The 12,763-nt window shown below is 64.5% G+C and carries 12 protein-coding genes; 9 read left to right on the top strand and 3 right to left on the bottom strand.

Features of this window, described 5'->3' with window-relative positions:
* Window positions 1-44: 44 nt before the first annotated feature.
* Entirely contained in the window at window positions 45-317 is a 273-nt protein-coding gene (locus ACKLLE_RS21365; RefSeq protein ID WP_009398581.1) for a DUF1145 domain-containing protein, read from the top strand.
* On the top strand, window positions 310-1,068 hold the full coding sequence (locus ACKLLE_RS21370) for a collagen-like protein (RefSeq protein WP_420059010.1): 759 nt from the start codon (window positions 310-312) through the stop codon (window positions 1,066-1,068). Before ACKLLE_RS21365 ends, ACKLLE_RS21370 begins: the two co-directional genes overlap by 8 nt.
* A gap of 56 nt (window positions 1,069-1,124) precedes the next feature.
* Here the strand turns inward: ACKLLE_RS21370 and ACKLLE_RS21375 are convergent, their stop codons facing one another.
* Window positions 1,125-1,589 carry a CopD family protein gene (locus ACKLLE_RS21375; RefSeq protein ID WP_420059011.1) on the bottom strand — a complete coding sequence of 155 codons (465 nt, stop codon included), beginning with the start codon at window positions 1,587-1,589 and terminating at the stop codon, window positions 1,125-1,127.
* Between the two features lie 99 nt (window positions 1,590-1,688).
* On the opposite strand from ACKLLE_RS21375, the gene dinG reads away from it, so the two are divergent.
* From dinG to pdxH, 5 genes are all read left to right on the top strand, one after another.
* Window positions 1,689-3,833: an ATP-dependent DNA helicase DinG gene (dinG, locus tag ACKLLE_RS21380; protein WP_420059012.1), complete on the top strand. Its 2,145-nt coding sequence runs from the start codon at window positions 1,689-1,691 to the stop codon at window positions 3,831-3,833.
* A 185-nt stretch (window positions 3,834-4,018) separates the two neighbouring features.
* Complete coding sequence (locus tag ACKLLE_RS21385) at window positions 4,019-6,262, top strand: beta-galactosidase (protein WP_420059013.1); 2,244 nt, start codon at window positions 4,019-4,021, stop codon at window positions 6,260-6,262.
* Window positions 6,263-6,463: 201 nt separating this feature from the next.
* Window positions 6,464-7,609: a serine hydrolase domain-containing protein gene (locus ACKLLE_RS21390; RefSeq protein WP_420059014.1), complete on the top strand. Its 1,146-nt coding sequence runs from the start codon at window positions 6,464-6,466 to the stop codon at window positions 7,607-7,609.
* A gap of 87 nt (window positions 7,610-7,696) precedes the next feature.
* A complete protein-coding gene (locus ACKLLE_RS21395) occupies window positions 7,697-8,704 on the top strand; it encodes an OmpA family protein (RefSeq protein ID WP_420059015.1) in 1,008 nt (335 codons plus the stop codon).
* Window positions 8,705-8,723: 19 nt separating this feature from the next.
* Window positions 8,724-9,371, top strand: coding sequence for a pyridoxamine 5'-phosphate oxidase (pdxH, locus tag ACKLLE_RS21400; RefSeq protein WP_064303729.1), 648 nt, complete (start codon window positions 8,724-8,726; stop codon window positions 9,369-9,371).
* On the opposite strand, the gene ACKLLE_RS21405 is transcribed toward pdxH, so the two are convergent.
* A complete protein-coding gene (locus tag ACKLLE_RS21405; protein WP_420059016.1) occupies window positions 9,368-9,601 on the bottom strand; it encodes a hypothetical protein in 234 nt (77 codons plus the stop codon). The two genes, pdxH and ACKLLE_RS21405, sit on opposite strands and share 4 nt — an antisense overlap.
* A 143-nt stretch (window positions 9,602-9,744) precedes the next feature.
* On the opposite strand from ACKLLE_RS21405, the gene ACKLLE_RS21410 reads away from it, so the two are divergent.
* Window positions 9,745-10,209, top strand: coding sequence for an outer membrane lipoprotein (locus ACKLLE_RS21410; protein WP_009398593.1), 465 nt, complete (start codon window positions 9,745-9,747; stop codon window positions 10,207-10,209).
* A 66-nt stretch (window positions 10,210-10,275) separates the two neighbouring features.
* On the opposite strand, the gene nhaA is transcribed toward ACKLLE_RS21410, so the two are convergent.
* On the bottom strand, window positions 10,276-11,457 hold the full coding sequence (gene nhaA, locus ACKLLE_RS21415; protein WP_420059017.1) for a Na+/H+ antiporter NhaA: 1,182 nt from the start codon (window positions 11,455-11,457) through the stop codon (window positions 10,276-10,278).
* A 206-nt stretch (window positions 11,458-11,663) separates the two neighbouring features.
* Between nhaA and ACKLLE_RS21420 the strand changes: the two genes are divergently transcribed.
* On the top strand, window positions 11,664-12,758 hold the full coding sequence (locus ACKLLE_RS21420; RefSeq protein ID WP_420059018.1) for a PLP-dependent cysteine synthase family protein: 1,095 nt from the start codon (window positions 11,664-11,666) through the stop codon (window positions 12,756-12,758).
* Window positions 12,759-12,763: the final 5 nt, after the last annotated feature.

The following is a 12,763-nucleotide window of genomic DNA, read 5'->3' on the forward strand; positions in this document are numbered from 1 at the left end:
GGTTCGTTTGCGCACGGGCCGCCACGGTTTGAGGAGAACGACGGATGAAAACACTGCTGGGCCTGTTCAAGGTCCTGACCGTGCTGTTCTGGTGGGTGGTGCTGGCCAATCTGCTGATGCCGGCGGAGAAACCCTTCCATCAGTTGATCAACCTGGCGGGCGCCGCCCTGCTGGGCTTGCACCTGCTGGAAGTGCTGTTCTATAACGGTCGCCTGCGCGAGCGCAGCCACCGTTGGTTCGACCGCTTGCAGATCCTCCTGGTGGGCATCTTCCATATCCTCTCCATTCCCGCACCCAAGGAAGTACCGCATGCGTAAGCTGTTGCTGTTGACTGCGATGTTCAGCCCGCTGGCCCTGGCCGGTTCCCTGAACGTCGAGCCCCACTCGGTGTTGCGCCTGGCGGGCAAGGCCGGCGTGGTGCACCTGGAGCGGCTCGAGGTGGCGGACTCGGCCACCCTGGTTTTGCCGGCCAGCCTGGTGGAGCTCAAGGTCGACCAGTTGCACCTGGGGCGTGACGCGCGGATTTCCGTGGTGCCGGCCGATGAAACCTTGCGCATCGCGGTGCAACGGGCGCAACTGGATGAAGGCAGCCTGATTACCGCCACCGGCATGGCCGGTACCTATGAGCGCGCCGCCAGGCCGGGGCGCAACCTCGACCTGCGCTTGCAGCAGTTGCAGGCGCCCGTACTGGCCATCGACGCCCGGGGCGGCGCCGGAGCGCCGGGGTATGTCGGGCTGGATGGCGCCAATGGCAAGGCCGGCGGCTGCACCTGGGGTTCGGCCAGTCGCGGGGCGAATGGCGACAACGGTGGCGACGGCCACGACGGCTCGGCCGGTGGCCGGGTGCGCCTGGCGTTGCCGGCGGATTACCCGGTCGAACAGATCAAGGTGCGGCTTGAAGGTGGGGCGCCGGGCAAGGCCGGTGCAGCGGGCAAAGCCGGGCAGGGTGGGGCGAGCAAGGGCTGCCTGGTGTATCGCACCGAGGCCGGGGCCGATGGCCGGCCCGGGCTGGAAGGGCAGCCTGGGATGGCTGGGGCTGCTGGCGAGTTGAGTGTTCAGCGCCTCTGAATCTTCTTTGTTCTTCAGGGCCTCATCGCTGGCAAGCCAGCGATGAGGCCCTGAAGTCAGAAGGAAAGCCGGGTAGCTGCCACCAATACCACGGCAATCCCCAGCAGCAGATTGATCCCCACCATCTTCCTGATTTTTCCCAGTACGGCAGCGCCCGCTGCCCAGTCCCCGGCCTCCACTGCCTTGCGCATTTCCGGTAGCAGCAGGCTCTGGATGCGCATGAACAGCGCGAACATCGCGATGCCGCCGCCAATCATCACCTGCACATGCCGCGGCGCGGTGTCGAGGGTGCCGAAGTGCATATGCAACATCCCGACACCACTGACTGCCAGAGCCAGGATCGCGATCCATACCCAACTGAAGAACCGGGAAAACACTTCCAGCCACAATTGCAAGCGGGCCGGGCCCTCCAGCACCGTGGCGGCCGCCGGACGCAAGACCATCCAGGCGAAGAACATGCCGCCGACCCACACCAGGGCGGCCAGCACATGCAGGCTATAGGGAAGGGCAAAGGCGGTCATCGGGCACTCCATTCAGCGCAAAGGGAAATTGGCGGGTATGATAGCCCGCTCATTCGAAACACTGAAAATATATCCAGCCCTTCGCGGGCGCCCGAGACCATGATCAGCAACGAACTCAAGTCCCAGATTCAGGGCGCCTATACGCGTTTTCTCGAGGCCAAGGGCCTCAAGCCTCGCTATGGCCAGCGCCTGATGATCGCCGAAGTGGCCAAGGTCCTCGGCGACATCGATTGCGATGAGGAAGGCCGGCGCAGCGGCGAACCGGCGGTAGTGGCGGTGGAAGCCGGTACCGGTACCGGCAAGACCGTGGCCTACAGCCTCGCCTCGATTCCCGCGGCCAAGGCTGCCGGCAAGCGCCTGGTGATCGCCACCGCTACCGTCGCCCTGCAGGAACAGATCGTCTTCAAGGATCTGCCCGACCTCATGCGCAACAGCGGCCTGAACTTCAGCTTCGCCCTGGCCAAGGGGCGCGGCCGCTACCTGTGCCTGTCCAAACTCGACCTGCTGCTCCAGGAAGGCCATGCGCAAAGCGCCACGGCCCAGCTTTTCGAGGAAGAAGGCTTCAGGATCGAGGTGGACGAAGCCAGCCAGAAACTGTTCAACAGCATGATCGAGAAGCTGGCCGGCAACCGTTGGGACGGTGACCGCGACAGTTGGCCCACCGCCCTCGAAGACCAGGACTGGGCACGGGTGACCACCGACCATAGCCAGTGCACCGGACGCCACTGCCCGAACTTCGGCCAGTGCACCTTCTACAAGGCCCGCGAAGGCATGGGCAAGGTCGATGTGATCGTCACCAACCACGATATGGTCCTGGCCGACCTGGCCCTGGGCGGCGGTGCGGTGCTGCCGGATCCGCGCGACACCATCTATGTGTTCGACGAAGGTCATCACCTGCCGGACAAGGCCATCGGCCATTTCGCCCACTACAGCCGCCTGCGCTCCACGGCGGACTGGCTGGAGCAGACCGCGAAGAACCTGACCAAGCTGCTGGCGCAGAACCCGTTGCCGGGTGACCTGGGCAAGTACATCGAGCAGGTTCCCGAGCTGGCGCGGGAGATCAAGAACCACCAGCAATTCATGTTCGCCGCTTGCGAGCAGGTTGCCGATTTCCGCCCCGGCGAGGATGCCGAAGGCCGTGAACGCCCGCGTTACCGCTTTATCGGCGGGGTGGTCCCGGAGCATATCCGCGAGATCGGCATCGAGCTGAAGAAGGGCTTCGCCCGCCTCAACGACCTGTTCACCCGCCTGGCCGACCTGCTCAAGGAAGGCATGGATGGCGAAGTCAATATCGGTATTCCGAGCCATCAGGCCGAGGAGTGGTACCCGCTGTTCGGCACCCTGCTGACCCGCGCCGGCAGCAACTGGGAGCTGTGGACCGCCTTCACCGCCGAGGACCCGGAAGACAGCCCGCCCATGGCGCGCTGGCTGACCCTGGCCGAAAGCGGCGCGCTGTTCGATATCGAGGTCAATGCCAGCCCGATCCTTGCGGCCGAGATGCTGCGGCGCAACCTGTGGAATGTCGCCCATGGTGCCCTGGTCACCTCCGCGACCCTCACCGCACTGGGTACGTTCGACCGTTTCCGCATGCGCTCGGGCCTGCCGAAGGCCGCGGTCACGGCGGTCGTACCGAGCCCGTTCCACCACACCGACGCCGGCGTGCTGCGGGTTCCGGACCTGCGCGCCGACCCGCGGGACGCCGCCGCCCACACCGCCGCGATCATCCGTGACCTGCCGGAACTGGTGGAGGGCTCGCGGGGTTCGCTGGTGCTGTTCTCCTCGCGCAAGCAGATGCAGGACGTGTTCGACGGCCTGGACCGCGACTGGCGCCGGCAGGTGTTCATCCAGGGCAACCTGTCCAAGCAGGAAACCCTGAACAAGCACAAGGCACGGGTCGATGACGGCGAGTCCAGCGTACTCTTCGGCCTGGCCAGTTTCGCCGAGGGCGTGGACTTGCCGGGGGCGTACTGCGAGCACGTGGTGATCGCCAAGATTCCTTTTGCCGTGCCTGACGATCCCGTGGAAGCGGCGCTGGCCGAGTGGATCGAAGCGCGGGGAGGCAATCCGTTCATGGAGATCTCCGTGCCGGATGCCTCCTTGAAGCTGATCCAGGCCTGCGGGCGTTTGCTGCGTACCGAGCAGGATCGCGGGACCATCACCTTGCTTGACCGTCGGGTGGTCACCCAGCGCTATGGGAAGGCTATTCTCAATGCGCTGCCGCCGTTCCGTCGGGAAATTTCCTGAAGGCTGACGCGATTCCTGTGGGAGCGGGTTTACCCGCGATTGCTGTGGTGAATTCACCGACGCCATCGCGGGTAAACCCGCTCCCACAGAGTCTGCGATCATCCTGAACAATCTTTTGCGCTTGCCGCTGTCTATCACCGGAACCAAGGCCCCTGAAAGGGCCCCTCAAGGAGAACTCCAGCCCCATGTTGCGCCGTACCCTTCCTGCCGCCTTCCTGCTAGTGCTCAGCCAACCCTTGCTGGCTGCGCAACAGACGCTGTTCAACTTCGTGCGCCCGACCTCGGTGGTCAACGTGGCGACCGAGGATGCCAGCCTGCCGCAGTACAACGCGGAACAGACGGCCGAGGGCGAGGTGCTGCGGCGGGTGGTGTTCAACCCGGTGCAGCGGCCCAGCCTGCGCATGAGCCCGCAGACCGGCGTGTGGGACTGGTCCGCGCAGAAAACCCTGACCCTGCGCCTGCAAAGCGGCATGGACTGGGCCCTGACCCTGAACGTCACTGTGCAGAGCGCCGATGGCAAGACCCTCACCAGCCGCATCGACCTGCCCGCCGGCCCGGCGCAGACCGTGGTGATCCCGCTGCAGGCCGCTTCGCCCTTGAGCCAGGGCATGCGCGCCGGTCCGCCGATGCCGTGGACGTACGAGGGCCAGCGCCTGATCGTTGCCAGCAGCAGCGGCGAGCTGGACCTGAGCCAGGTCAGCGCCATCAGCCTGTCGATGAACCAGCCCAACGTCGCCCAGAGCGTGCTCATCGAGCGGATCAACGTGCAGGATGACGAGCGCCTGCAACAGGCCGCCTATGGCCAGCTTATCGACGGCTACGGCCAATACAGCCGGGGCCGCTGGCCGGAAAAGGTCGCTAGCGATGAACAGCTCAAGGCCGCGGCCGGTAAAGAACAGCAACAACTCAAGACCTGGCTCGCCGAGCGCGAGAAGCAACCGCTGGACCGCTTCGGCGGCTGGACCGGCGGCCAGACCTTCGATGCCAAGGGCTTCTTCCGCACGGTCAAGCGCGATGGCCGCTGGTACCTGGTGACCCCGGAAGGGCATCCGTTCTACTCCCTGGGCGTCAATGCGGTGAATGACGAGCCCGGGCGCACCTATGTCGCCGGTCGCGAAAGCATGTTCAGCGACTTGCCGAAAGCCGACTCGCCGCTGGCCGCCTTCTACGGCGAAGGCAACAACAACGACGGCAATGCCTCGTCGAAAGGCCGCAACTTCAACCAGGGCCGTTGGTTCGATTTCTATGCCGCCAACCTGGAAAGGGCCTACGGCAAGCCGTGTCCGACACCGACGGCAGACGCCAAACCCTGCCCGCAGCCTGTCCTCGATGCCGCCCGCTGGCAAACCCACACCCTCGATCGCCTGCAGGCCTGGGGCTTCAATACCCTTGGCAACTGGAGCGAGTCGAGCCTGGAACAGGCCGAGCGGGTGCCCTACACCCTGCCGCTGGCAATCGTCGGCGATTACGCCAGCATCAGCACCGGCATGGACTGGTGGGGCGCCATGCCCGACCCGTTCGACCCGCGTTTCGCCATGGCTACCGAGCGTGCCGTGGCCATCGCCGCCCGTGATCATCGTGACGACCCGTTCCTGATCGGCTACTTCGCCGACAACGAACTGGCCTGGGCTGCCCCGGGAGATGACCCGAAATCCCGCTATGGCCTGGCCTACGGCACCCTGCGCCTGACCACCGACGTACCGGCCAAGCGCGCCTTCCTCAAGCAGTTGCGCGACAAGTACCGTAACCAGGAAGGCCTGTCCAAGGCCTGGGGTATCCAGCTGACCGCCTGGGAACTGATGGAAGATCCGGGCTTCGAGGCGCCGCTGCCAAGCGCCGAGCACCCGCAGATCGAAGAAGACTTCAAGCACTTCCAGCGCTCCTTCGCCGATGCCTACTTCAAGACCATCTCCGATGCCCTGAAATGGCATGCGCCCAACCATCTGCTGCTGGGCGGTCGTTTCGCCGTGACCACACCGGAAGCGGTGGCGGCCTGCGCCCAGTACTGCGATGTCCTGAGCTTCAACTTCTATACGCCCAAACCCCAGGATGGCTACGACTTCGCCCGCTTGCGCGAGCTGGACAAACCGGTGCTGGTCTCCGAGTTCCACTTCGGCTCTCGCGATCGCGGTCCGTTCTGGCCGGGGCCGATGGAGGTGGCACGGGAGGAGGACCGCGGGCCGGCTTACGCCGCGTTCCTCAAGGCGGCGCTGGAGGAGCCGGCGATCGTCGGCGTGCACTGGTTCCAGTTCTTCGACCAGCCGGCCAGCGGGCGTCTGCTCGATGGTGAAAACGGTCACTTCGGTCTGGTGGCAATCACCGACGTGCCGTACCAGGGCTTCATCGAACAGGTGCGCAAGGCCAATCTGCAGGTCGGGAAGCAGATCGTGGGTGTGGCGCACAAGCCCGAGACCGAGCCCGCCAGATAGCTCGCAACCCTTGTGGGAGCGGGTTCACCCGCGATTGCGATGGTGAATCCACTATCGCAATCGCGGGTGAACCCGCTCCCACAGGGTCCGCGCCGTCCCACATGAATAGTGGTCATTGTCCGACCCATGTCTGTTCCAAAATCCTTCGCGGGCTGAAACAATGCACGCCACTTTTCAAACGCTTTCCAGGGGAGTCAACGGGTGCAGATCCAGGGTCATTTCGAACTCAGGTTCGAGGCGGTACGCGAGGCCTTTGCGGCACTTTTCGATGATCCCCAGGAACGCGGTGCGGCCCTGTGCATCCAGGTCGGTGGCGAGACGGTAGTCGACCTCTGGGCCGGTACCGCCGACAAGGACGGCCGTGAGGCCTGGCACAGCGACACTATCGCCAACCTGTTTTCCTGCACCAAGACCTTTGCCGCGGTGACCGCCCTGCAACTGGTGGGCGAGGGCAAGCTGCAACTGGACGCCCCGGTGGCCCGCTACTGGCCCGAGTTCGCCCAGGCCGGCAAGGAATCGGTGACCCTGCGCCAACTGCTCAGCCACCGCGCCGGCCTCCCGGCGATCCGCGAACTGCTTCCTGCCGAAGCCCTCTATGATTGGCAGACCATGGTCGACACCCTGGCCGCCGAAGCCCCCTGGTGGGAGCCGGGGACCGCGCATGGCTATGCGGCGATTACCTATGGCTGGCTGGTCGGTGAACTGATCCGCCGTGCCGATGGCCGCGGCCCCGGCGAATCCATCGTCGCCCGCACTGCCAGGCCCCTGGGGCTGGATTTCCACATCGGCCTGGACGATGCCGAATTCCACCGCGTCGCCCATATTGCCCGGGGCAAGGGCAACCTGGGCGATGCAGCGGCGCAGCGCCTGCTCAAGGTCACCATGACCGAACCCCAGGCCCTGTCGACCCGGGCCTTCACCAATCCCCCGGCGATCCTCACCAGCACCAACAAGCCCGAGTGGCGGCGCATGCAACAGCCGGCGGCCAATGGCCACGGCAATGCCCGCAGCCTGGCCGGTTTCTACGCCGGTCTTCTGGACGGCAGCCTGCTGGAGTCGGAACTGCTCGACGAATTGACCCGCGAACACAGCCTTGGCGACGACAGGACCCTCCTGACCCAGACCCGTTTCGGCCTCGGTTGCATGCTCGACCAGCCCACCGTGGCCAACGCCACCTTCGGCCTTGGTGCTCGCGCCTTCGGGCACCCCGGGGCGGGAGGCTCGGTAGGTTTTGCCGATCCGGAACATGACGTTGCCTTCGGGTTCGTCACCAATACCCTGGGCCCCTATATCCTCATGGATCCGCGCGCGCAGAAACTGGTGCGGGTTCTCGCCGACTGCCTTTGATCGGGTGCCACTGTACTCGCGGGCACGGTTGGCTATTCTGTGACCAGCTCTTTTCCATTTTTCCTTCATTTTCATGGTGTATCGCTGATGTCTTCACATAAAACCTTAGCTCTCGCCCTGTGCCTGGCCATCACTGGCTGCGCCCAGAATCCCCAGAAAGGCGCTGCGGACAGTGGCCACGGCTGGTGGCCGTTCGGCTCGGACAAGGTGGCTGACCAGGAAGTGAAGGAAGCGGTGCAGGAGAAGGTTGCCCGGTCCGAGGCCAAGGCCGAAGCCAAGTCCGAGGGCGGCAACTGGTGGTGGCCGTTCGGCGGCAATGATGACAAGCCTGCGGACAAGGTTGCTGCGGTGCCCAAGGTCGACGTCAAGGCCACCCAGGCCTGGCTGGATAATTACGAGCCGAAGGTGCGCGAGGCGATCAAGGACAGCAAGCTGGAGCTGGAGCGCCGCGAAGACGTGCTGGTGGTGACCTTGCCGGTGGACAGCGGCTACAACCCGGACCGTCCGGCCATGCTCCTGCCGATCAGTCTCGGCCCGATCACCAAGGTGGCCAAGGTAATCGAAACCGATCCGAAAACCGCCGTGCTGATCCTCGGCCATGCCGACAGCAGTGGTGCTGCCGCCACCAACCAGAAACTCAGCCTGGAGCGCGCCGCATCGGTGTCGGCGATCTTCCGTCTCAGTGGCCTGCAGCGTGACCGCCTGACCCTGCGCGGCATGGGCTCGGTCGCTCCGCGTGCGGCCAACGACAGCCTCCAGGGCCGCTCCCTGAACCGCCGCGTGGAAATGATCCTGACCCCGCAAGAGACGCTGGTCGCCCTGGTGGCCAAGTATAAGCAACCGACCCCAAGCCCGGCCGAGCTGGTCGCGGTGCAGGACGTCAAGCCGGCCGCCGCTGCCGCCAAGCCTGCAGCAAAACCGGCGGCCAAGGCTGCCGCGAAAGCCCCGGCCAAGGCCACCACGGCGAAGAAAACCGCCCCGGCGAAAACCGCCGCGGCCACTAAAAAAGCGGCTCCAGCCAAAGCGGCTGCGAAAAAAGCCGAGCCTGCCGCCAAGAAGGTGGCAGTCAACAACAGCCCTGCGAAGACCAACTGATCCTCAAGGAACGCTGTAGATGACCCAGACACTGGCTGATATGCGCCGTGACTACACCCGTGACGGCCTGGCCGAGGCGCAAGCCCCGGCCGAGCCGTTCGCCCTGTTCCACCAGTGGTTCGCCGACGCGGTGAAAACCGAGCAGGCGCCGGTGGAGGCCAACGCCATGACCCTGGCCACCGTCGATGCCGACGGCCGACCGCATTGCCGTGTTCTGCTGCTCAAGGGCCTGGACGAGCACGGTTTCACCTTCTTCACCAACTACGAGAGTGCCAAGGGCCAGCATCTGCTGGCCAACCCGTTCGCCGCCATGACCTTTTTCTGGCCGGCGCTGGAGCGTCAGGTGCGTATCGAAGGACGGGTGGTGAAGGTGTCGGCGCAGGAGTCCGACGCGTATTTCCAGGTACGCCCGCTGGGCAGTCGCCTGGGCGCCTGGGCCTCGCCGCAGAGCCGGGTGATCGCCGACCGTGGCGAGCTTGAAGCCTTGCTCAAGGCTACCGAGCAGCGCTTCAGCGATACCCAGCCGCACTGCCCGGAGCATTGGGGGGGTTACCGGCTGCTGCCGGAGCGCATCGAGTTCTGGCAGGGACGCCCCAGCCGTCTGCATGACCGCCTGAATTACCGCCTGGAGCAGGGCAACTGGCTGCGTGAGCGCCTGGCTCCTTAACCGGCGTAGTTGGCGGCCTCGCGTTCCAGCCAGGCCGCCAGTTCCTTTCGCTTGACCTTTTGCGCTCTTGCGGCATCCAACCTTTGCAGCATGAATGTGCGCTTGTCTTCGTCCTTGCCGGCGAAGGACAGCGCCAGGTCACGATCGGTCCATCGTCTGATCCGCACATAGAGCCAGCCGTGGAAATACAAGCCGGCCAGGGTGGTGATGGCGATGATGAAGTAATCCATGTCTATTCTTCCTGCAGGTTTCTGACGGTTCAGACCGAATGCCCCTGTACCGGAGCTGAATGAAAGCAATTTTATCCATCGCACGTCGTGACAGTCGTCAACGCGCGCAGTCTAATGGGCACCTGTCTTAAGGAGTGATTCCTATGCGTAAATCTGTACTGCTGGTCGCATCGTTCACCACGATGTCGCTGTTGCTGGGCGGTTGTGCCTCGAACCTGTCCGGTGATTCCTATTCCCGTGACGAGGCGCGCCGCGTGCAGACCGTGCGCATGGGCACCATCGAATCCCTGCGCCCGGTCAAGATCGAAGGCACCAAGACGCCAATCGGCGGTGGTGCAGGTGCGGTGGTCGGCGGGGTTGCCGGTAGCGCCATCGGTGGCGGCCGCGGCAGTATCGTCGCCGCTGTGATCGGTGCGGTTGCCGGTGGTCTGGCCGGCTCTGCCGCCGAAGAAGGTCTGACCCGTACCCAGGGCGTGGAAATCACCGTGCGCGAAGACGACGGCAGCATGCGTGCCTATGTGCAGCAGGTTCAGGAAAACGAGATTTTCCGGGTCGGCGAGCGCGTGCGCATCATGACCGTAAACGGCACCAGCCGCGTCAGTCACTAAGGCTTGCGGCAAAAGAAAACCCCGGTCGGCTTGAGCCGCTCGGGGTTTTTTTGCGCCTCTCGATCGTCAGCTGGTTGGCTGTTTCGGACTGGAGAGGGCAGTGATGGTGTAGCCGATGATGGCCGCAAGGATCGAACCGGTGAGGATACCCATGCGGTCCATGCCCACGTACTCGCTGGCGCCGGGGACGAAGGCCAGGGAGCCGACGAACAGGCTCATGGTGAAGCCGATGCCGCAGAGAATCGCCACGCCGAGGACCTGCCCCCAGTTGGCCCCGGCCGGCAGGGCGGCCAGGCCCAGCTTGATGGCGATCCAGGTCAGGCCGAACACCCCGAGGGTCTTGCCCGCCAGCAGGCCCACGGCAATGCCCATGGGCACGGCGTGGGTGAAGCTTTCAAGAGTCACCCCGGCGAGGGACACGCCGGCGTTGGCGAAGGCGAACAAGGGCAGGATGCCGAAGGCCACCCACGGGTGCAGGGCGTGTTCCAGGGTGAGCAGGGGCGAGGTTTCGGCATTGCGCGTGCGCAACGGGATGCACAGCGCCAGGGTGACGCCCGCCAGGGTTGCATGCACGCCACTCTTGAGTACGCAGACCCAGAGGACAAGGCCGATCACCAGATACGGACCTAGCTTGACCACGCCGAGGCGGTTCATCGCGATCAGTGCGGCGATGCAGGCGGCTGCCAGCATCAGCGAGAGGGTCGACAGGGCACCGGAATAGAACAGGGCGATGATGATGATCGCGCCGAGGTCGTCGATGATCGCCAGGGTCATCAGGAACAGCTTCAGCGACACCGGCACGCGCTTGCCGAGCAGCGCCAGCACGCCGAGGGCGAAGGCGATGTCGGTGGCGGTGGGGATGGCCCAGCCGGCGATCGCGGAGGGGTTGTCGCGGTTCATGAACCAGTAGATCAGCGCCGGCACCAGCATGCCGCCAAGGGCTGCCGCGCCGGGCAGGACCACCTGGGACGGCTTGGACAGATGTCCCTCGACCAGCTCGCGCTTGACCTCCAGGCCGATGAGCAGGAAGAACAGCGCCATCAGGCCGTCGTTGATCCATAGCAGCAGCGGCTTGGCGATGCTCAGGGCACCCACCTGCACGGCCACCGGTACCTCCAGCAGGCCGTTGTAGAGCCAGGACAGCGGCGAGTTGTTGACGATAAGGGCCAGCACCGCAGCGGCGATCAGCAACAGGCCGCTGGCGGCTTCGAGCTGGAAGAACCGGGTGAATGTGCTACGTAGAGGCAAGGTCGCTCCTCCATCGAATGACAAAAAGGTCGAACACCCTAACCCGTTGTGATATTCATTAAAATAAAAATTATATTCTTTTTTGTTATAAGCTGTTTCGGTGTTTTCATGGCTATCGGGCTTTTCTGGCAAGGATGTAGGAAGTTGCCTAAATGGACGGTAGTCGTTTCTACAGCCATTTGCCCCTGACGCATGAGAACCGCCCCATGAATCATCACCGCACCTGGGTCCGTGAAGCCATTCGCATCATCGATGCCGATTTCCAGCGTAGTGCCGATACCCATCTGATTCCCCTGTCCATGCCGGGCTTTCCGGATATCGACCTGTACTTCAAGGACGAGTCCAGCCACCCCACCGGCAGCCTCAAGCACCGGTTGGCCCGTTCGTTGTTTCTCTATGCCTTGTGCAATGGCTGGTTGCGCCCCGGAGCGCCGGTGATCGAGGCGTCCAGCGGTTCGACGGCCATTTCCGAAGCGTATTTCGCCCGGCTGCTGGGCTTGCCTTTCATTGCGGTCATGCCGGCCACCACATCGCGGGAAAAGATCGCGCAGATCGAGTTCTATGGTGGCCAGCCGCACCTGGTCCAGGACCCGACGCAGATCTACGCCGAGTCCGAGCGTCTGGCCCGGGAAAGCGGCGGCCACTTCATGGATCAGTTCACCTACGCCGAGCGTGCCACCGACTGGCGCGCCAACAACAATATCGCCGAGTCGATCTTCAGCCAGATGCACTTCGAGCGGCATGCCGAACCGGCCTGGCTGATTTCCAGCCCGGGTACCGGCGGGACCACGGCGACCCTGGGCCGCTACGTGCGCTACCGCCGACACGCGACGCGGGTGCTATGCGCCGACGCCGAGCGCTCGGTGTTCTTCGATTGCTATCGCAGTGGCGATCGTTCGCTGCGCCTGGACTGCGGTTCGCGCATCGAGGGCATTGGTCGGCCGCGGGTCGAGGCCTCGTTCCTGCCGGCGGTGATCGATGCGATGGTCAAGGTGCCGGATGCACTGTCGCTGGCGGCCATGCACTACCTGGCGCAGCGTCTGGGACGGCGTGTCGGCGGTTCGAGCGGGACCAACCTGGTCGGGGCTTTGCAGGCGGCGCTGCATATGCAATCGGCGGGCGAGTCGGGATCGATCGTGGCGATCCTGTGCGATAGCGGGGAGCGCTACGCGACGACTTATTACGATGAGCAATGGCTGGGGCAGCAGGGGTATGTGTTGGAACCGTTGATTGCGGCGGTGGCGGGGTGTGTGGAGCGTGGAGAGGGGTTGCCGGAGTCGGTACTGCGCGAAGGGATCTGATCATT

It is taken from the genome of Pseudomonas bharatica (genome assembly GCF_048586865.1).
GTDB classification, from domain to species: Bacteria; Pseudomonadota; Gammaproteobacteria; order Pseudomonadales; family Pseudomonadaceae; genus Aquipseudomonas; species Aquipseudomonas bharatica.